We start from the raw sequence: 19,350 nt of genomic DNA, 5'->3' as shown, positions 1-19,350 counted from the left end.
AGAGCGCGAGGAGAGCCCGACCGGACTCGAGGAGCTGCTCCTCCGCCCGGTCAGGCGTCCTCGCGATTGTCAGCTCTTCATGCTGTCCCAGAAGCTCTTCACCGAACGGAAGAAGCTCTTCGATTCGGGGTTGTTGTCTTCGCTCATCTCCTCGAACTCGCGCAGAAGCTCCTTCTGCTTCGAGGTCAGGTTGACGGGCGTTTCGACCGCAAGCTCGATGAACATGTCACCCGATCCGCCGCCGCGAAGCGCCGGCATGCCCTTGCCGCGGAGGCGCATCTGCCGGCCCGATTGCGAGCCCGCGGGGATCTTAACCCGGCTGCGCCCGCCGTCGATCGTCGGCACCTCGATGTCGCCGCCAAGGGCGGCCGCCGTCATCGAGACCGGCACCCGGCATTGCAGGTTCACGCCGTCACGGTCAAAGATCGGATGGCTGGTGACCTCCACGAATATATAGAGATCTCCCGGAGGCCCGCCGCGCATCCCGGCTTCCCCCTCTCCGGCAAGACGGATACGCGTCCCGGTTTCGACACCCTTGGGGATGTTCACCGACAGCGCACGCTCCTTTTCGACACGGCCCGCGCCGTGGCAGGTGCCACAGGGGTTCTTGACCGTCTGGCCAAGACCCGAACAGGTGGGGCAGGTCCGCTCAACCGTAAAGAAGCCTTGCGTTGCGCGCACCTTGCCCATGCCGGAGCAGGTCGGACAGGTCGTCGGCTCGGCACCGCCCTCGGCGCCGGTGCCATTGCACGAGCCGCATTGCACTGCCGTCGGCACCTGGATGGTCTTGTGCAGGCCTTGGAACGCCTCTTCGAGCGTGATCCGCAGATTGTAGCGCAGATCCGCGCCGCGCGCCGCCCGGCTGCGACCACCCCGGCCGCCGCCCATGAAATCGCCGAAGAGATCGTCGAACACGTCCGAGAATGCCGAGGCGAAGTCGCCCTGACCGTGGAAACCGCCGCCGGGACGGCCGCCGCCTCCGCCGCCCATGCCGCCTTCGAAGGCCGCATGGCCGAAGCGGTCATAAGCCGCCTTCTTCTCGGCGTCCTTCAGAACATCGTAAGCCTCGTTGGCTTCCTTGAACTGGGTCTCGGCGTTGGGGTTGTCGGCGTTGCGGTCGGGGTGCAGCTCCTTCGCCTTCTGGCGATAAGCCTTCTTGATCTCGTCAGCCGACGCGCCCTTGGAGATGCCGAGCACATCGTAATAATCGCGTTTGGACATCTAAGCCTCCTTCGCGCATGGCAAAACGCGGAGAGGGCCGGCCCGGCATCCGGACCGGCCCTCTCTCAGGCGTTTCGCACCGGGCTCAGCCCTGCTTCCGATCTTCGCCGAGATCTTCGAAATCGGCATCGACGACATCGTCGTCCGAGCTGTTGCCGCCGCCGCTTTCGGAGCCGTCATCGCCGTCGGAGCTGTCGGCTTGCGACTTGTAGATCGCCTCGCCAAGCTTCATCGACGCCTCGGTCACGTTCTGGATGCCGGACTTGATCTTCTCGGCATCGTCGTTCTCAAGCTCGTCCTTGAGCGCGGCAACCGCAAGCTCGATCGCCTCGACGGTGGACGGATCGACCTTGTCGCCATGCTCCTCGACCGATTTCTCGGTGGCGTGGATCAGGCTTTCCGCCTGGTTCCGGGCTTCGACGAGTTCGCGGCGCTTCTTGTCGGCATCCGCGTTCTCCTCGGCGTCCTTGACCATCTTGTCGATGTCCTCGTCGGACAGACCGCCGGAGGCCTGGATGGTGATCTTCTGCTCCTTGTTGGTGCCCTTGTCCTTCGCGCCGACGGAGACGATGCCGTTGGCGTCAATGTCGAAGGTCACCTCGATCTGGGGCATGCCGCGCGGTGCGGGCGGGATCTCCTCGAGGTTGAACTGGCCGAGCATCTTGTTGTCGGAGGCCATCTCGCGCTCACCCTGGAAAACCCGGATCGTCACCGCGGACTGGTTGTCCTCTGCGGTTGAGAAGATCTGGCTCTTCTTCGTCGGGATCGTGGTGTTGCGGTCGATGAGGCGGGTGAAGACACCGCCCAGCGTCTCGATGCCGAGCGACAGGGGCGTGACGTCCAGAAGGACCACGTCCTTCACGTCGCCCTGCAGGACACCCGCCTGAATGGCGGCGCCCATCGCGACGACCTCGTCGGGGTTCACGCCCTTATGCGGCTCCTTGCCGAAGAACTTGGTCACTTCCTCGACCACTTTCGGCATCCGGGTCTGACCGCCAACGAGGACAATCTCGTCGATATCGTCGGTCGAGAGACCTGCGTCCTTGAGAGCGGCCTGGCACGGCTTGATCGACGCCTTGATGAGATCGCCCACGAGGCTTTCGAGCTTCGCGCGGGTCAGCTTCATCACCATGTGCAGCGGCGAGCCGTTGGAGCCCATCGAGATGAACGGCTGGTTGATCTCGGTCTGGCTTGCGCTCGACAGCTCGATCTTCGCCTTTTCGGCCGCTTCCTTGAGGCGCTGGAGCGCCATCTTGTCCTGCGTCAGGTCGACCTGGTTCTCTTTCTTGAACTCGTCGGCGAGGTAATTGACGATCCGCATGTCGAAGTCTTCACCGCCGAGGAACGTGTCGCCGTTGGTGGACTTCACTTCGAAGAGGCCGTCGTCGATCTCGAGGATGGTCACGTCGAACGTGCCGCCGCCGAGGTCGTAGACCGCGATCGTCTTGGTCTCTTTCTTGTCGAGGCCATAGGCCAGCGCCGCCGCGGTCGGCTCGTTGATGATGCGAAGGACCTCGAGGCCCGCGATCTTGCCGGCATCCTTCGTGGCCTGACGCTGCTGGTCGTTGAAATAGGCCGGGACGGTGATGACCGCCTGCGTGACCTCTTCACCGAGATAGCTCTCGGCGGTTTCCTTCATCTTCTGCAGGATGAAGGCGGAAATCTGCGAGGGCGAATACTTGTCACCCTTGGCGGAGACCCATGCGTCTCCGTTGCCGCCGTCGATGATATCGTACGGCATGTTCTTCTTGTCCTTGGCAAGATCCGCGTCGTCGAACCGGCGGCCGACAAGGCGCTTCACGCCAAAGATCGTGTTCTCGGGGTTGGTCACTGCCTGGCGCTTGGCCGGCTGGCCGACGAGACGCTCGTCGTCGGTGAATGCCACGATGGACGGCGTCGTGCGTGCGCCTTCAGCGTTCTCGATCACTCGGGACTGGCTGCCATCCATGATGGCGACGCAGGAGTTGGTGGTGCCGAGGTCGATACCGATCACTTTACCCATGATTTTCGATCCCTTCTTCAATTCAAGGCGATACTCCGGGGCGCGGACCCTTTATGGCATTCCGTGCCCGGATGGCTGTTGCGGACCGGGACACCCGATCACGCGGTCGTGGGGTATATAAGAAGGGCGTTTTGGGGCTGCAAGCGCCACGGACGCAAAGAATCCCGGCAATTTGCTTCGTCTTCTCCGAGCGCTGTTTTCTTCGGCGCGCAGGACGGGCAGGCTCTGCATATGACCGAGGTTCTCCTCAGAGGTGTCCGGGTGCATCACGGCTTTCTCGACCGCGCTCGACAAGAGGCGCTGGTAGAGAGCCTGCGCGGCTGTTTGCGGCAAGCGCCCCTGTTTCATCCCGTTACTCCGCGCGGCAAGCGTATGTCCGTCGCGATGTCGGCGGCGGGGCGCTTCGGCTGGGTGACGGACCGCAAAGGCTACCGCTACGAGGAACGGCATCCGGACGGAATGCCCTGGCCCGAAATTCCGGACGACGTTCTCGAGATCTGGAATGCGGTCTCGGGATCGGCACGCGCGCCCGAATGCTGTCTCATCAACTGGTACGGTGACGGAGCGAAGATGGGTCTGCACCAGGACCGCGACGAGATCGATTTCTCGGAGCCTGTCGTTTCGATCTCGCTCGGCGACGAGGCGCTTTTCCGTGTCGGCAACGACACGCGCGGCGGCAAGACCGAGTCGATCTGGCTCCGTTCAGGCGACGTTGCGGTGATGGGCGGGGAGGCGCGGCTGCGCTATCACGGGATCGACCGGATCCGGCACGGCTCTTCCAGTCTTCTGCCGCAGGGCGGCCGGATCAATCTGACCCTGCGCGTCGTGACCTAGCGGCTCTGCATCGTGCAGCAGCCGGAATAGAGCGTCCCGCCGATGACGATCTCGGAGGACAATCCGAAGAGCTGGTCGGACATTCCGTCGCTACAGCTTTGTCGAGAGAGGGTCGCTGTCACATGCGCGCCCTCCAAATCGCCCGCGATGAGGAAGCGGTCGGTGCGGTTCACCGATCGCGCGCGGTGGGTCACGAGGCCATTTTGTTCTGCGGCGTCGATCTGCTCGAACGTCATGTCCGGGCCGTCGAAGGAAAGCGTCCAGAACGGTTCCGTTCCGAAACAGCTCTCAGGGGCAGGTTGACCGTCAGGCCACTGATCTGCAGCGCGGGTCAGGAACGAGAGCGATGCCCAGCCCGATTGGCCGTTCACGTTGACCCGGCCCCAGCCGTCCTCCGCAGCGGTGACCTCGATCCCGGTCGCATCAGGGGCAAGCTCGCCGATCATCTCGGCGCTCGCATCGGGGGCGACGCGCACGTTCAGAACGTCGTAATCCGCCACGTCCGAGACATCGTAAAGCGCCGGCAAATCCTGCGCGGCCAGCGGTCCGGCCATAAGCAGCGCGAGCAGGCCAAGCCCCCTCATCGCCGTGCGCCCCAGGAGACGGAGATCCGTCGCCGCGTGTAGAATTCGAGCATGAGGCCGATCATCACCAGGGTGATGATGACCCAGACCGGATACGTGATCGACGAGTTGCGCGGCCAGTAGTTCAGAAAGGCGAAACCGCGCGCCTGGTCGATGGCATGAAAGAGCGGGTTCCAGTCGAACATCGCCAGCATCGACGGCGTGAGCATGTTGGCCGCGAACATCTTGCCGGACGCGATCATGTTCGCCCGTGTGTAGACGGTAGAGATGATACCCATCGGCGTCGGCGCCCACGGCGTGAGGGCCATGAAAACGAGGCCGATCGCAGCACCTGACATCCAGGCGAGCAGCAGCATTCCGTAGGCGCCGATCGGATCGTGAATCGAAGCCAGAGCCCCCGGCGCGACGACAACATCGTACACGAACAGGATCGCGATCAGCGACAATGTCTGGATATAGAGCGTGGACAGCATCGCGGAGAGAATGGTGATCGCGGTGTTCATCGGCGCGTGCTGCATCATCGGGCCGAGCGCGTTGCCCGCGCTCTTCACCGCGCCGATCGTCTTGATATGCGTCATGTAAAGAAAGACGCCGGACATGATGAAGATGAGGTAGTCGCCCCGGATAGGCGAGCCCCTCATTCCCAGAAGCTGGAACATGAAATAGAAGGCCAGCGTGAAAATCACCGCCTGTGCCATGTTCATCACCACAGCGAGGATCGCGTTCGCGTGGCCCGAGCGCACGGAGCGAACCGCGTTGTGAAAAATCAGCTCCGCGATCTGGATTGCACCGGCCGTCTTGCTGCGCGGTTGGACTTTTTCGAACATCGGGCCTGCTTTGCCTCTGTGGCGGGCCCCTCGTGCTTGCCCGCGCTTGCACGGCGGATCATAAGGTCGGGGCGATTTCAAATCAATGAACGCGGGAAATGTGCCCCGGGAAAGGCAATAGTTTGAATTATTCCGAATTGACGAAGGTCATGCGGCGTCTCGCGCTCGAAGCCGGTGAAAAGATCATGGAGATCTACAACGCCGACGATTTTGCTGTGAAAACGAAGTCCGATTCCAGCCCGGTGACAGAGGCGGACGAGGCCGCCGATGCCCTTATCTCCGCCGGGCTGCGCGCTGCCTTCCCCGACATTCCGCTCGTCACCGAGGAGCAAGCCGACAGCCACCGCCAGGAGGTGAGCACGTTCCTCATCGTCGATCCGCTCGACGGAACCAAGGAGTTCATCAACCGTCGCGGCGACTTCACCGTGAATATCGCGCTCGTGGAAAACGGCCTGCCGACGCGGGGGATCGTCTACGCCCCGGCGCGGGAGCGGATGTTCTATACCGACAGCGTGGGCGGCGCGGTCGAGGAGGAAGGTCCCTTCGATAGCGACGAGGCAGGCTCAACCAAGCCGATCCATGTCTCCGAGCCGGACAATTCCGCATTGATGGTCGTTGCATCGAAATCGCACCGGGACGCGGCCACCAACGAATATATCGGCAAGTACGACGTAAAGGATTCGCGGTCTGCGGGCTCATCGCTGAAATTCTGCCTTGTGGCGACGGGTGAGGCGGATTTCTATCCGCGGCTCGGGCGCACGATGGAATGGGACACCGCCGCGGGCCAAGCGGTTCTGGCAGGCGCGGGCGGACGCGTCGTTCGGTTCGACGACCACACGCCGCTCACCTATGGCAAACCGGGCTTCGCCAACCCGTTCTTTCTTGCCCACGCACCCGGCGTGACGCTGAAGGACGGCTGAGCCGATGGAGCCCGTTCCGGTCAGCGTCGTCGTCGTCAGCCGCGCGCGACCGCGCTGGCTGGCACGCTGCCTGACCGGGATCGCGCAGCTCGACCACCGTCCCTTCGAGGTGGTCGTCGTGGCCTGCCCCGCCGGCTGCGAGGCGGTCCGCGCGCATCCCAAAGCGGACGAAATCAAGCTTGTTGCCTACGATCAGGACAATATCTCCGCAGCGCGCAATCGCGGCATCGCGGCGGCCGCCGGCGAGATCGTCGCTTTCATCGACGATGACGCGGTGCCGGAACCCTCCTGGCTGTCCCGGCTCACCGCGCCTTTCGAGCACGAGGAGGTCGCGGCTGTCGGCGGGTACGTGATCGGACGGAACGGCTTCTCGTTGCAGTGGGGGGCTGGCTCCGTCGATGCGTCGGGTGAGCGCTGCGCGCTGTCTCTGGAGGGCGAAGAGCCCGTCACACTGCATCCCCAGGAGGGCCGCGCGATCAAGACCGAAGGCACGAACATGGCCGTGCGCCGCTCTCTTCTGGCGGAGATGGGCGGCTTCGATCCGGCCTTCAGGTTCTATCTCGACGAGACCGATCTGAATCTGCGCCTTGCCGCGCGCGATCATGCCACCGCGCTCGCCCCGATGGCGCGCGTGCATCACGGCGTCGCCGAGAGCGCCCGCCGCGCGGCCGACCGGACGCCGCGCGATCTGCACCAGATCGGGGCCTCGAAGATGGTGTTTCTGCGCAAGCACGTCGCCCCAGACGAGCACAAGCGCGCGCTGGCGCGGTTTCGGGCAGAGCAGAAAGCCCGCCTCCTGCGGGCGATGCGGGACGGGCCGCTCGATGCCGGTGACGTGTTCCGCATCATGCGAAGCCTTGATGCGGGCATCGCGGAAGGCGCGGGACGCGATCTCCCCCGCATGTCCGCCCTGCCCGCGGCCTCCGAGGGCTTTCGCCCCTTCACCGCGAGACCCGGTGCGAAGCACCGCATCCATGCCGGACGAAGCTGGGTGCGGCAGCGACTCGAAGACGAGGCCCGCGCCGCTGTGATCGCCGGCGAGACGGCGACCGTCCTGTCGCTCAGTCCGACCGCGCTCTATCATACGCTGCGCTTCGGCGAGGACGGCATCTGGCGGCAGATCGGCGGACAATATGGCCGGGCGGAACGCAGCGGCCCGCTCTTCCGGTTAGCCACACTGAAGCGAAGAATCGCGCTCGAGGGACGACGACTCTCGAAATTCCGTAATGTTTGAGATTTTGTGCTGGAAAGCCGCCACGCGGCAGGCACCGAGATGCGGCACTATTGAAAGAATTTACAGAGGACAGAGGTCATGAAGAAAAAGGTATCCAAGGCGATCTTTCCGGTCGCGGGGATGGGAACGCGGTTCCTTCCAGCGACGAAGTCGGTCCCGAAGGAGATCATGACCCTCGTGGACCGTCCGCTCGTACAATACGCCATCGACGAGGCGCGTGCGGCGGGGATCAAGGAATTCATCTTCATCACGTCGCGCGGCAAGGGCGCTCTCGAGGATTACTTCGACCACGCCCCTCAGCTCGAGCAGGAGCTGAAGAAGAAGGGCAAGGACGAGCTTCTCGAAATCCTGAAATCGACCAACATGGAATCGGGCGAGATCGCCTATACCCGCCAGCACAAGGCGCTCGGCCTCGGTCACGCCGTGTGGTGCGCGCGCCGTCTGATCGGGGACGAGCCCTTCGCCGTCATGCTGCCGGATGACGTCATCGCCGCCGAGAAACCGTGTCTGCAGCAGATGGTCGAAGCCTATGCGGAGACTGGCGGCAACATGGTCGCGGCGATGGAAGTCCCGCAGGAGAAGACCTCGGCCTATGGTATCCTCGACGCCGATCGGGGCGCAGACCCGCTGGTGAAGGTCAAGGGCATGGTCGAGAAGCCCGATGCCGACAAGGCGCCGTCGAACCTTGCCGTGATCGGCCGCTACATCCTCACGCCGCAGGTTCTGAAGAACCTCAACAAGATGAAGTCGGGCGCCGGCGGTGAGGTGCAACTCACCGACGCCATCGCGCAGGAGATCGACGGCGAAGGCGTCCACGGTCTCTGCTTCGAGGGCGAGCGCTTCGATTGCGGCTCGAAATCGGGCTTCCTTCAGGCGACCGTCGCCTTCGGGCTTAGCCGCCCGGATCTGCGGGACGATTTGCGCGCCTTCCTCCACGAGGTTGTCGCGCAAGACAAGGCCGCGGGGTAGCGCGACGTGTCAGGCACGGTCCTTGTCACCGGCGGCGCGGGCTATATCGGCAGTCACGCCTGCAAGGCGCTTGCCCGCGCCGGGTATACTCCGGTGACCTTCGACAATTTCGCAACAGGCTGGCGCGACGCGGTGAAGTTCGGCCCGCTGGCCGAGGGCGACCTGCTCGACCGCGCCAGTCTCGATGCGGCCTTCGAGATGCATCGGCCCGAGGCGGTCCTGCATTTCGCCGCGCTGTCGCTCGTGGGCGAGGCAATGGAGAATCCGGGCCTCTACTGGCGCACCAACGTGATGGGCGCGCTCAACCTCTTCGAGGCGATGGTCGCGCATGGCTGCGACCAGATCGTCTTTTCATCGACCTGCGCGACCTATGGCGAGCACGACAATGTCGTCCTCGACGAGACGACGCCTCAAGAGCCGCTCAACGCCTATGGCAAATCGAAGCGCGCGATCGAGGATATGCTCGGCGATTTCGAGGCCGCGCATGGTCTGCGCTCGGTGATCTTCCGCTATTTCAACGTGGCCGGCGCCGACCCCGAAGGCGAGATCGGAGAGCATCACCGCCCGGAGACACATCTCATTCCCGTCATGCTCGAGGCGATCCAGGGCAAGCGTCCGGCGCTCACCATTCACGGTACCGACTACGACACGCCCGATGGCACCTGCATCCGCGATTACGTGCATGTCTCGGATCTCGTGGATGCCCACGTCCTCGGCCTCAAATGGCTCGAAGACGGCAATAAAAGCGCGCTGTTCAATCTCGGGACCGGGACGGGCTTCTCGGTCCGCGAGGTGGTCGACGCATCGCGCAGCGTGACCAACCGCGAGGTGCCGATGACCGAAGGCCCCCGCCGCGCAGGCGATGCGACCAAGCTGGTCTCGGGCTCGGACCGCGCGGCGCGCGAGCTCGGCTGGACGCCCGACCGCTCCACCATGCCCCGGATGATCGAAGATGCCTGGCGCTGGCAGCAGCACGGCCATTACGCGCGCTGAGTCGCCAGCGCGCTGTCTCGACCTGACGCGCCTTGTCAGCCGCGCCGGGCGGCAGGCGACGGGGGTCGACCGGGTCGAGCGGGCTTATCTGGAGCACCTTTCGCATCGTAACGAGCCGCTCTTCGGACTGGTCCGAACAGCGCTCGGCTATCTTCTGATCGACCATGTCGGCTGCCGCGCCTTCGCGTCCCGGCTCGGGGCCGGCGAGATCGGCAGGCCCACCTTCTTTTCGCGTCTCGCGCGCCGCGGCGATCCCGCCCGCGCAGGCATGGAAAGCGATCTGAGGCGAGATGCGGTGGGGCGCGCGCGGCCGCGCAAGCTTGGCACGATGCTGCGGCGGCACCTGCCAGAAGGGACAAGCTACATCAATGTCGGGCACACAAATCTCGGCCGGGACACGCTGTCCGGGCTTCGCGCGGTGCCCGGTCTTCGCATCGGGGTAATGATCCACGACACGATCCCGCTCGATCTGCCGGAAATGCAGCGGGAGGGGAGCGTCACCCGTTTCCAGATGCTGTTCGACCGCGTTGCGGCAGAGGCAGATACGATCATCGCCAACTCTCGCGCGACCGCCGCCGATATCGCCCGCCACAGCGGACGGCGCGACGGTGTCATCGCGGCGCATCTCGGCGTGTCGCAGCCTCCGCTCGGGACACCACCCATAGGGCCCTGGTCACGCGCACCCTGCTTCGTCGCCCTCGGCACGATCGAGCCGCGCAAGAACCACGGGTTTCTGCTGGACCTCTGGGAGCGCCTCGTGGCCGAACACGGCGCGGACGCGCCGCATCTCTTGATCCTCGGATCACGCGGCTGGAGGAACGAGAGGGTCTTTGCCCGTCTCGACGCCGCACCGCCCCACATCCACGAGCTGCCAGGACTTGACGATCCCGAGGTCTTCGCGCTTCTCGCGGCTTCGCGGGGCCTCGTCTTTCCCTCGCTCGCAGAAGGCTACGGGTTGCCGCCTCTCGAGGCAGCCGCGCTCGGAGTTCCGGCCCTCTGCAACGATCTGCCCGTCACGCGCGAAGTGCTCGGCGACAAGGGCATTTACGCAGATGTGGCAGACGGTTATCTTTGGCGCGAACATATAATGCGGCTCGCGCGGCAGGACGATCGTGACAGCCAGTCGGCGGAATGGGCTCCGCCCGGCTGGGATGCGCATTTCAAGACCGTCTTAAGCCACGTCTGATAGCCGGAACAAGAACCGGGCGGCATGCCGCCTTTGAGGGGAAAGCGGGGCAGAGCGCAGGTTGGGCGTCTGGCGATCATATATGCTGAGATTGCAGCGTCGGCGCTGGCGCATCCGCGCTTTCCGCAAACGCCGGAACCTTCGCGCGATCTCGAACCGGACCGACCAGATCCGCAGCTCCGATATCCTGCTGTTCTCCACGCAGCGCAACGAAGGTGTGCGTCTGCCCTATTTCCTGAAGTATTACAGGGAAATGGGGGTCGATCACTTCCTGATCGTCGACAACGATTCCACCGACGGCTCGCTCGACTACCTCGCGCGGCAGCCGGATGTTTCGGTCTGGACGACGCGTGCCAGCTACAAGCGCGCGCGCTTCGGCGTCGACTGGATGAACTGGCTGCAGATGAAATACGGGCACGACCACTGGTGCCTGACGGTCGATCCCGATGAGCTGTTTCTCTACCCGTTCTGTGACACGCGTCCGATCCGGGCGCTGACAGATTGGCTCGATGCCTCTTCGATCAAGTCCTTCGGGGCGATGCTTCTCGACATGTATCCCAAGGGCCGTATCGACGCCGCGCCCTACAGCCCCGGCCAGGATCCGCTCGAGATCGCGTCTTGGTTCGACGCGGGCAATTACACGATCTCGAAGAACCCTCGCTTCGGAAACCTGTGGATACAGGGCGGCCCCCGCGCGCGCATGTTCTTCACCGAGGAGCCCGCGCGCGCACCCGCGCTCAACAAGGTCCCGCTGGTCAAGTGGAACCGGCGCTACGCGTATGTCAGTTCCACCCACAACCTGCTGCCGCGCGGCCTGAACCTCGTCTACGACGAGTGGGGCGGCGAGAAGGCGAGCGGGGTTCTTCTGCACACGAAGTTCCTCGACACGTTCTCGGTGAAGGCCGAAGAAGAGCTGGACCGCCGGCAGCATTACGGCGGCTCCAAGGAATATATCGCCTATGCCGAGGGGCTGAAGGATAACCCCGACCTCTGGTGCAAGTGGTCCGAGAAATACATCAACTGGCGCCAACTCGAGATTCTGGGCCTCATGTCCAAGGGCAACTGGGCATGAGCGTCGGGATCGTGATGCTGGTCCATACCGCGCTCGGGCGCGCCGAGCAGGTCGCCCGCCACTGGACCGCCGCGGGCTGCCCCGTGGTCATCCATGTCGACAGCAAGGTGCCGAAAGCCGCTTACGAAACGTTCCGGGACGCGCTCGAGATCGATCCGATGATCCGCTTCTCGCGCCGGTATCGATGCGAATGGGGCAGTTGGGCGCTCGTGCAGGCCAGCCAGGATGCCAGCGAGATGATGCTCGCGGCCCATCCCGACGTGCGCCATGTCTATCTCGCTTCGGGGTCCTGCCTGCCGCTGCGTCCCGTCGAGGAGCTGATCGCCTATCTTGCAGAGCGGCCCCGGACCGATTTCATCGAGAGCGCGACAACGGCGGATGTGCCCTGGACGGTCGGCGGGCTCGATGAGGAGCGCTTCACCATGCGCTTTCCGTTTTCCTGGCGGAGGCAGCGCTATCTCTTCGACCGGTTCGTGGAATTGCAGCGCGCGGTCGGCTACCGCCGCCGTATCCCTGCAGGTATCGTGCCGCACATGGGCAGCCAATGGTGGTGCCTCACGCGCCAGACGCTGACAGCGATCCTGCAAGACCCCAAGCGCCCGAAGTACGATGCGTATTTCCGCTCCGTCTGGATTCCGGACGAGTCCTATTTCCAGACGCTCGCGCGGCTCTACTCGACCAATATCGAGAGCCGGTCCCTGACGCTGTCGAAATTCGATTTCCAGGGCAAACCGCATATTTTCTACGACGATCACCTCCAGCTTCTGCGGCGGTCGGATTGCTTCGTCGCCCGCAAGATCTGGCCCCATGCGGAACGGATCTACGACGCCTTCCTGACCGATGCGGCCCGCCAGAAAAACCGCATGGAACCCAACCCCGGCAAGATCGACCGCATCTTCGCCCGCGCCGTGGACCGCCGGACGCGGGGGCGCGCCGGTCTCTACATGCAATCGCGCTATCCCAACATGGGCTGGGAGAATGGCGTGACCGCCGGCAAATACTCCGTCTTCCAGGGCTTCGCCGAGCTGTTCCAGGGCTTCGAGCCTTGGCTTACCAAGGCCACCGGCGCCCAGGTTCACGGGCATCTCTTCGCGCCAGAGCGTGCGGAGTTCGCAGGCGGTCAGAGGATCCTGAACGGGGCGCTTTCCGACAGTGCCGCGCTGCGGGACTACAACCCCCGCGCCTTTCTGACGAACCTGATCTGGAACACACGCGGCGAGCGACAGTGCTTTCAGTACGGGCCCGCCGACAATACCAAGATCAACTGGCAGATCTCGCGCGATCCCAACGCGCAATTCTCGGTGATCTCCGGCGCCTGGGCAGTGCCGCTCTTCAAGTCGAACCGCGACTTCGCGGATCTGCGGCAGGAGGCGGCGGCGCTGCAGAAGATCGAGGCGAAGATGCTGGACGAGCTGCGCTCTCCCGACGCCAAGGCGCGTATCCGCATCTGGACCATGGCGGAGTTCATCGAGGCCCCGATGGAGCCGTTGCAGCTCATCATCGACGAGATCGGCCAGCGCCCGTCACGCCGGCTGACAGAGGCGCCGCGGCTCGAGGATCTGACCGGCTTCGGCCAGTTCCTGCAGAACCTCAAGAACCACGGGATGCACCCCTACCTGATGGGCGACTTCCCGGTCGATCCCGCGCCGCGACACGGCCAGAGGCCGCAGCGCAAACCCTACCTGGTGAAGAAATAGGTCCCGATGAGCGAACGTTTCGACTATTTCGTGGTGTTCGCGGAGATGCGGACCGGATCCAACTTTCTCGAGACGAACCTGAACGCCTTGCCCGCGATCACCTGCCACGGCGAGGCGTTCAATCCGCATTTCATCGGCTATCCCAATTCCGAAGAGATCCTCGGCATCACCCGTGACGAGCGTGACCGGAAGCCCGAGCGGCTCTTGCAGCAGATCCGCAGGGCGACACAGGGCATGGGCGGTTTCCGCTATTTCCACGACCATGATCCGCGCGTGCTGGACGCGATCCTGGCAGATCCGCGCTGCGCGAAGATCGTGCTGACCCGCAATCCGGTCGAGTCCTATGTCAGCTGGAAGATCGCGCAGCAGACGGGTCAATGGAAACTGACCAATGTCCGCAGGCGCGTGGAAGAGAAAGCGATCTTCAAACCCGACGAGTTCGAGCGACATTTGGCCGAATTGCAGGGCTTCCAGACGACGATCCTGAACGCGCTCCAGAAGGCGGGGCAGACGGCCTTCTACCTCGCCTACGAAGATCTGCAGGATCTGGACGTGATGAACGGTCTGGCCGCCTGGCTCGGTGTGCCCGACCGGCTCGAGGCGCTGGACCGGTCGCTGAAGGTTCAAAACCCCAAGCCGCTCTCCGAGAAGGTGGCGAACTTCAAGGAGATGGAAGAGGCGCTCATCCGGCTCGACGGATTCAACCTCGCCCGCACGCCGAACTTCGAGCCGCGCCGGGGACCGCTTGTGCCGAGCTACGTGGCGGCTGCAAACTCGGCCCTCCTCTACATGCCGATCCGCTCGGGCCCCGAGGCGAGCGTCCTGCATTGGCTGGCGCGGCTCGACTCGGTCGCGGAAGACGCGCTTCTCACCAAGTTCAGCCAGAACAGCCTGCGCCAATGGAAGCGCGAACGGCCCGGCCACCGCAGCTTCACCGTGATCCGCCATCCGCTGGCCCGCGCACATGACGCCTTCTGCAGCAAGATCCTCGCTACGGGCCCCGGATCATTCGGCAAGATCCGCGCGCATCTCATCAAGGCCTACGATCTTCCGCTGAAGGACGACCAGTCCGCCTATACGCTTGAGGATCACCGCGAGGCCTTCACCGGCTTCCTGCGCTTCTGCAAGGCGAACCTCTCCGGCCAGACCCCGATCCGCGTCGACGGACATTGGGCGAGCCAAAGCCAGACGCTTGTCGGAATGGCGGATTTCACCTTTCCGGACATAGTCGTGCGCGAGGAAGAAATGAGTGTCTTCCTGCCAGCTTTGGCGATGCAGGTTGGGCATACGGCGCCGCCCGACCCGGTGGCGCAGGCCACGGATGCCCCGTTCGGCCTCGCGCAGATCTATGACGATACGCTCGAGGAACTGGCGCAGGACGCCTATTCCCGCGACTATACGATGTTCGGTTTTTCGGATTGGGGCTGACCGGCCGCGCTCACGCGGCTTGGACGGACTGCGCCTCGGTCAGGATGGTATAGAGCTTCGCCGGATCGGGATTTGCCCGGAGCTTGTCGCAGAAGGCCGGATTACGCAACGTCCGGCTGACAAGCGCCAGCGCCTTCAGATGCTCGACCCCTGCATCTTCCGGTGCAAAAAGACCGAAGATCACGTCGACCGGCTGCCGGTCGATCGCGTTGAAGTCGACGGGCTTTTCGAGAAGCAGGAACGCGCCTTTGACCTCATTGATGCCGTCGAGGCGCGCATGCGGCAGCGCGACGCCGTGGCCAACGCCCGTGCAGCCAAGGCTTTCGCGCTCGATCAGCGCCTCGACCACGCCGGAGGCCGGCAGGTCATAAGCGCTTTCGACCACGTCGGCGAGATCGTGCATGACGCGTTTCTTGCTCGATGACGCGCTGAACACTTTCACCGCCTGCGGGACCAGGAGATCGACGAATTTCATGTATCTCGACTTTTCTGCTCAGACGTTAGATCGCTTCAGGTGATCTGCCGTAGTACCGTGTCACGGGTCGATCCAGCCGATATTCCCGTCGTCTCTGCGGTATACAACGTTAACACCGTCTTTCTTGTCGTTCCGGAACACGAGCACCGGTGCGCCTGCGAGTTCCATCTGCATGACCGCCTCACCCACGGAGAGCGAAGGAATCTTGGTTTCCATTTCGGCGACGATGATCGGCTGAAGCGAGTCAGGCTCAGCGGTGTCGTCGGCGTCTTCTGATCCGGCGAGGATATACGAAGAAGCGCCAATGAGTTCAACCGGGGTCGTCCGTTCCTTGTGGTGATCCTTCAGGCGGCGCTTGTAGCGACGCAGCTGCTTGTCCATCTTCTCGATCGTAGCGTCGAAAGATCCATATATTTCAGGGGCTTTCCCCTTGGCCGTGCAGGTCAGCCCGGTAGACAGGTGGACTGTGGCTTCGCAGACATGCTCATGGCCGGACTTGGAAAACACCACCATCGCGTCGGTGGGGCGACCGGCATACTTTTCGACCACATTGCCCAGTTCGGTCTGAACATGGGTCTGCAGAGCTGCACCGATGTCGATTTGTTTTCCGGAAATCTGGTAGCGCATGAGGTGTTGTCCTTCTTATGGGAGGCACGACCCGTCCGGTCGATTGCGATCGATCTCTAGGAAACGAACGGGGCAAATGCCGGAACATGATGCCGGCGCGGCGGCTTGTGAGCGGCACTCCCTTCGGCAAGGGTCCTCTGGTTCGAAACTGCGAAGGCGCGCGGCATCATGAGACTATTTGAGGGCAGAGCCGGGGGGGCTGTCAATCGAATCCGGCGCGTTTTCGCTGGGCGTTCGATCAGCCGATCTTGAAGCTGTCGCCGAGATAGACGCGGCGCACATTCTCGTTGCGAACAACCTCGTCGGGCGAGCCCGACATCAGGACCTGTCCATCGTGCAGGATGTAGGCGCGATCCACGATCTCGAGCGTTTCGCGCACGTTGTGGTCGGTGATGAGAACACCGAGGCCCCGTGTCTTGAGATCCGCGACAAGGGCCCGGATATCGCCGACACTGATCGGATCGACCCCCGCGAACGGCTCGTCGAGAAGAAGGTACTTGGGATCCGCAGCGAGACAGCGCGCAATCTCCACCCGGCGCCGCTCACCACCCGAGAGCGCAAGCGCGGGCGCACGGCGCAGATGTTCGATCGAAAACTCGGACAGCAGGTCTTCGAGACGCTCGCGCCGCCGGGAGTGGTCATCGACCGCGATCTCGAGAATGGCCGAGATGTTGTCCTCGACCGAGAGGCCGCGAAAGATCGACATTTCCTGAGGCAGGTAGCCGATACCGAGCCGGGCGCGTCGATACATCGGCAGATAGGTCGCATCGATCCCGTCGATCATCACCGAGCCGCCCTCGGGGTTCACCAGCCCGGCGATGGCGTAGAAACTGGTCGTCTTGCCCGAGCCGTTCGGACCGAGCAGCGCCACGACCTCCCCGCGCTTGAGCGACATCGAGACATCGCGGATCACCACGCGCTTCTTGTAGCTCTTGCGAAGATGCGAAACCGTCAGGCCGGCCTGACCTTCGGTGACGTTCAGCTCGGGACGGGACACCCTATTGGCCCTCGCCTTGCGGCGCTTCCTCGTCAGGTTGGAAGACGGTCCGCACGCGCCCGTCCATCTGCGCCGTGCCATCGTCGAGGTTCACGACCATGCGGTCCGAGGTCAGCGCATTCTCGCCTTGCGTCAACAGCACGTTGCCAACCATGACGACCGTCCCGTCGGCGACATTGTAATCGGCGCGGTCGGCCTCTGCCGCCTCCTCACCAGAGACGAGCGTCACACCGCCCGTCGCTTCGAGACGGTCGATCTGGCCTGCGCCTTCAGCGTAGACCACCAGAACCCGCGGCGCGGCGAGACGCATATCGCCCTGCCCGATCACGACATTGCCGGTATAGATCGCAGTGCCGCTCGACTGATTGACCGAAAGCTGGTCCGCACTGACCTCGACTGGCAGCGAGCTGTCTTGCTGCATGGTCCCGAACGCCACTTCCGCGCCCTGTCCGAAGGCCGCGAATGGAATGAGGCACCCCAAGAGGGCCAGAGTTCGGGTCATCACCATAGATCGCACTCAGTCTTGTTGTTGCGGCTCGTATACCATCTGAACGCCGTCCGTGAAAAGCAGTTGCACGTCGCCCTCCTCGCCGGTCTCGGTTTCGGCAGGCAGGATCCGCATCTTGCCAGCGGTAAGACGCCCGGCCGGACCATCGGCCTCGACCGTGCCGTCGCTCTCGACGTCGATGCGATCCATCGCGGAATTCAGTGTTTCGGTCCGCACCGTGTAGCCTGTGGAGCTTTCGATGACGACGCCGCCGGTCAGCCGTGTCGCCGCGGCAGAGGTGTCCATCGCCGCGCTCGGCGCGGATAGATCGATCCGGCTGCCATCCGGGAAGTCGAGCGTCGCCCCGAAGCGGTCCGCGAGCAGGTTGTTCTCCGCCTCGGGATCGGGTCGGGTCATCTCGGCTCGCATCGTGACCTCCGCGCCGTTGTCCGCAACGCCCGTATAGACCGCGCCGGTCGCGCTTTGAGATTGCCGGTCCCTGAGATCCTCAGCGGTCGACATGGGCAGATTGCGCGTCGGATCCGTGCTGCGCGCGAACAGGAACAGCGTCGACAGGAGCGCCAGGGCCAAGAAAGGCAGCAGCACCTTCAGCCCCGCAACGATCCGGCTATAGGTTCCCGCCGCCCGCGCCATGGCTCAGGAATGCGCGAAGATGTCGGTCTCGGGCCATCCGGCCAGATCGAGCTGCGCCCGCATCGGCAGGAAATCGAAGCAGGCCTGCGCCATCTCAAGGCGGCCTTCACGCTCGAGCATGTCGTTCAGGACGTCGCGCAGGCGATGCAGATAGAGAACGTCCGACGCCGCATATTCCATCTGCGCCTCACTCAGCGATGCTGCGCCCCAGTCGGAACTTTGTTGCTGTTTCGAGATGTCGATGCCGACAAGTTCCTGCAGCAAAGCTTTGAGCCCATGGCGGTCCGTATAGGTCCGCACGAGCCGCGAGGCGATCTTCGTGCAATAGACCGGCGCCGCAAGCGCGCCGAGCGTATTGTACATGGCCGCGATATCGAAACGGCCAAAGTGAAACAGCTTCAGCGTGTCGGGATCGGTCAGCAGCGCTTCGAGATTTGGCGCACGCGTCTGGCCGCGCTCGATCTGAACGAGATGGGCATCGCCGTCGCCGCCCGAAAGCTGCACCACGCACAGCCGGTCGCGATGCGGGTTCAGACCCATCGTTTCGCAATCGATCGCGACCTCGGGACCGAGATCGAGGCCGTCGGGCAGATCGCCCTTGTAGAGATGGTTGGCCATTGGACCTCCGGCTCAACGCTGCGTTTGAACCGGACATAGAGGCAGCGGTTGCGGCGCGCAACGCCCCGACAGCGGCGGATCGAGGACACTCATGGCGCGAATCGGGCGAATTGTGGCGAAGTTCGGGCGAACAATGGCGCCAATACGGCTCGCTTTGTGGCGCAAATCGGAACGGTTGGGATATATGGCCGAATTTGGACGTCGAGCCTGGCGGCATAAGCAATCACGACTTCGCGCGCGGTGTCATCACTCGGTGCTTTCGCTAAAGGCGATCACCACAATTCTACAGGCTCGCATCGAGCCAAGAGCCTTTAAGTTAATTTTGGAAACTATACTCTGAAATTTCTGTCGAAACCTGAGATTTCCTGAGCTCTCCGAAACAATACTTCGCGAAATTCGCTGCTCTCAAAGCAGCGTCTACCGTCACGGAAAGCAGCCTCGCGGCGCAAACCCGCGCTCAACCAACGAAATCGCACACGCATAGATTGAGCTTTGCGTCGTTTTCGCAGGCCCTGATGCCACTCA

At 63.5% G+C, this 19,350-nt stretch carries 19 protein-coding genes; 9 read left to right on the top strand and 10 right to left on the bottom strand.

The features are described from left to right. Positions 1 to 69 precede the first annotated feature (69 nt). Together dnaJ and dnaK are read right to left on the bottom strand one after the other, a co-directional pair. Complete coding sequence (dnaJ, locus tag BM171_RS11195) at positions 70 to 1,221, bottom strand: molecular chaperone DnaJ (protein WP_093012015.1); 1,152 nt, start codon at positions 1,219 to 1,221, stop codon at positions 70 to 72. Between the two features lie 85 nt (positions 1,222 to 1,306). Further along, entirely contained in the window at positions 1,307 to 3,223 is a 1,917-nt protein-coding gene (gene dnaK / locus BM171_RS11190) for a molecular chaperone DnaK (protein ID WP_093012012.1), read from the bottom strand. Positions 3,224 to 3,454: 231 nt separating this feature from the next. Between dnaK and BM171_RS11185 the strand changes: the two genes are divergently transcribed. Then, the gene (locus BM171_RS11185; RefSeq protein ID WP_093012010.1) at positions 3,455 to 4,057 is read left to right on the top strand and encodes an alpha-ketoglutarate-dependent dioxygenase AlkB family protein; all 603 of its coding nucleotides are present in this window, start codon (positions 3,455 to 3,457) and stop codon (positions 4,055 to 4,057) included. Here BM171_RS11185 and BM171_RS11180 read toward each other — a convergent pair. Together BM171_RS11180 and BM171_RS11175 are read right to left on the bottom strand one after the other, a co-directional pair. Then, positions 4,054 to 4,641, bottom strand: coding sequence for a COG3650 family protein (locus tag BM171_RS11180; protein WP_245760239.1), 588 nt, complete (start codon positions 4,639 to 4,641; stop codon positions 4,054 to 4,056). The genes BM171_RS11185 and BM171_RS11180 overlap by 4 nt on opposite strands. Continuing rightward, positions 4,638 to 5,468, bottom strand: a complete 831-nt coding sequence (locus tag BM171_RS11175; protein ID WP_093012007.1) for an ABC transporter permease — start codon at positions 5,466 to 5,468, stop codon at positions 4,638 to 4,640. The genes BM171_RS11180 and BM171_RS11175 overlap by 4 nt, the downstream gene beginning before the upstream one ends. Before the next feature lie 98 nt (positions 5,469 to 5,566). Between BM171_RS11175 and cysQ the strand changes: the two genes are divergently transcribed. From cysQ to BM171_RS11135, 8 genes are all read left to right on the top strand, one after another. Next, on the top strand, positions 5,567 to 6,388 hold the full coding sequence (cysQ, locus tag BM171_RS11170; RefSeq protein ID WP_425438945.1) for a 3'(2'),5'-bisphosphate nucleotidase CysQ: 822 nt from the start codon (positions 5,567 to 5,569) through the stop codon (positions 6,386 to 6,388). A 4-nt stretch (positions 6,389 to 6,392) separates the two neighbouring features. Then, positions 6,393 to 7,622 carry a glycosyltransferase family 2 protein gene (locus BM171_RS11165; protein WP_093012001.1) on the top strand — a complete coding sequence of 410 codons (1,230 nt, stop codon included), beginning with the start codon at positions 6,393 to 6,395 and terminating at the stop codon, positions 7,620 to 7,622. Positions 7,623 to 7,700: 78 nt separating this feature from the next. Then, positions 7,701 to 8,591 (top strand): UTP--glucose-1-phosphate uridylyltransferase GalU, encoded by an 891-nt coding sequence (gene galU, locus BM171_RS11160; protein ID WP_093011998.1) that lies wholly within the window; start codon positions 7,701 to 7,703, stop codon positions 8,589 to 8,591. A gap of 6 nt (positions 8,592 to 8,597) precedes the next feature. Beyond that, positions 8,598 to 9,584: a UDP-glucose 4-epimerase GalE gene (gene galE, locus BM171_RS11155; protein WP_093011995.1), complete on the top strand. Its 987-nt coding sequence runs from the start codon at positions 8,598 to 8,600 to the stop codon at positions 9,582 to 9,584. Further along, on the top strand, positions 9,544 to 10,770 hold the full coding sequence (locus BM171_RS11150) for a glycosyltransferase family 4 protein (RefSeq protein ID WP_093011993.1): 1,227 nt from the start codon (positions 9,544 to 9,546) through the stop codon (positions 10,768 to 10,770). The genes galE and BM171_RS11150 overlap by 41 nt, the downstream gene beginning before the upstream one ends. Positions 10,771 to 10,852: 82 nt before the next feature. Further along, positions 10,853 to 11,842 (top strand): glycosyltransferase family 2 protein, encoded by a 990-nt coding sequence (locus tag BM171_RS11145; protein ID WP_175497539.1) that lies wholly within the window; start codon positions 10,853 to 10,855, stop codon positions 11,840 to 11,842. Beyond that, positions 11,839 to 13,539: a DUF5927 domain-containing protein gene (locus BM171_RS11140; RefSeq protein ID WP_093011987.1), complete on the top strand. Its 1,701-nt coding sequence runs from the start codon at positions 11,839 to 11,841 to the stop codon at positions 13,537 to 13,539. The genes BM171_RS11145 and BM171_RS11140 overlap by 4 nt, the downstream gene beginning before the upstream one ends. 6 nt (positions 13,540 to 13,545) lie before the next feature. Further along, positions 13,546 to 14,967, top strand: coding sequence for a sulfotransferase family 2 domain-containing protein (locus tag BM171_RS11135; RefSeq protein ID WP_093011986.1), 1,422 nt, complete (start codon positions 13,546 to 13,548; stop codon positions 14,965 to 14,967). Between the two features lie 10 nt (positions 14,968 to 14,977). Here the strand turns inward: BM171_RS11135 and BM171_RS11130 are convergent, their stop codons facing one another. The 6 genes from BM171_RS11130 to BM171_RS11105 form a co-directional block, all read right to left on the bottom strand. Continuing rightward, positions 14,978 to 15,442, bottom strand: coding sequence for a PTS sugar transporter subunit IIA (locus tag BM171_RS11130; RefSeq protein ID WP_093011985.1), 465 nt, complete (start codon positions 15,440 to 15,442; stop codon positions 14,978 to 14,980). A 60-nt stretch (positions 15,443 to 15,502) separates the two neighbouring features. Continuing rightward, positions 15,503 to 16,069 carry a ribosome hibernation-promoting factor, HPF/YfiA family gene (gene hpf, locus BM171_RS11125; protein ID WP_093011984.1) on the bottom strand — a complete coding sequence of 189 codons (567 nt, stop codon included), beginning with the start codon at positions 16,067 to 16,069 and terminating at the stop codon, positions 15,503 to 15,505. Between the two features lie 238 nt (positions 16,070 to 16,307). Then, a complete protein-coding gene (gene lptB / locus BM171_RS11120) occupies positions 16,308 to 17,066 on the bottom strand; it encodes an LPS export ABC transporter ATP-binding protein (protein WP_093011983.1) in 759 nt (252 codons plus the stop codon). 1 nt (position 17,067) lies between these two features. Continuing rightward, positions 17,068 to 17,574: a lipopolysaccharide transport periplasmic protein LptA gene (gene lptA / locus BM171_RS11115; RefSeq protein ID WP_093011982.1), complete on the bottom strand. Its 507-nt coding sequence runs from the start codon at positions 17,572 to 17,574 to the stop codon at positions 17,068 to 17,070. A 9-nt stretch (positions 17,575 to 17,583) separates the two neighbouring features. Next, positions 17,584 to 18,207 carry an LPS export ABC transporter periplasmic protein LptC gene (locus BM171_RS11110; protein WP_093011981.1) on the bottom strand — a complete coding sequence of 208 codons (624 nt, stop codon included), beginning with the start codon at positions 18,205 to 18,207 and terminating at the stop codon, positions 17,584 to 17,586. Positions 18,208 to 18,210: 3 nt separating this feature from the next. Then, positions 18,211 to 18,825, bottom strand: coding sequence for a ribonuclease D (locus tag BM171_RS11105; protein WP_093011980.1), 615 nt, complete (start codon positions 18,823 to 18,825; stop codon positions 18,211 to 18,213). Positions 18,826 to 19,350: the final 525 nt, after the last annotated feature.

The organism is Roseivivax halotolerans (assembly GCF_900115815.1).
Classification (GTDB): Bacteria; Pseudomonadota; Alphaproteobacteria; order Rhodobacterales; family Rhodobacteraceae; genus Roseivivax; species Roseivivax halotolerans.
Note: the sequence above shows the minus strand (reverse complement) of the source record. Positions and strands in the feature narration are given on the sequence as shown.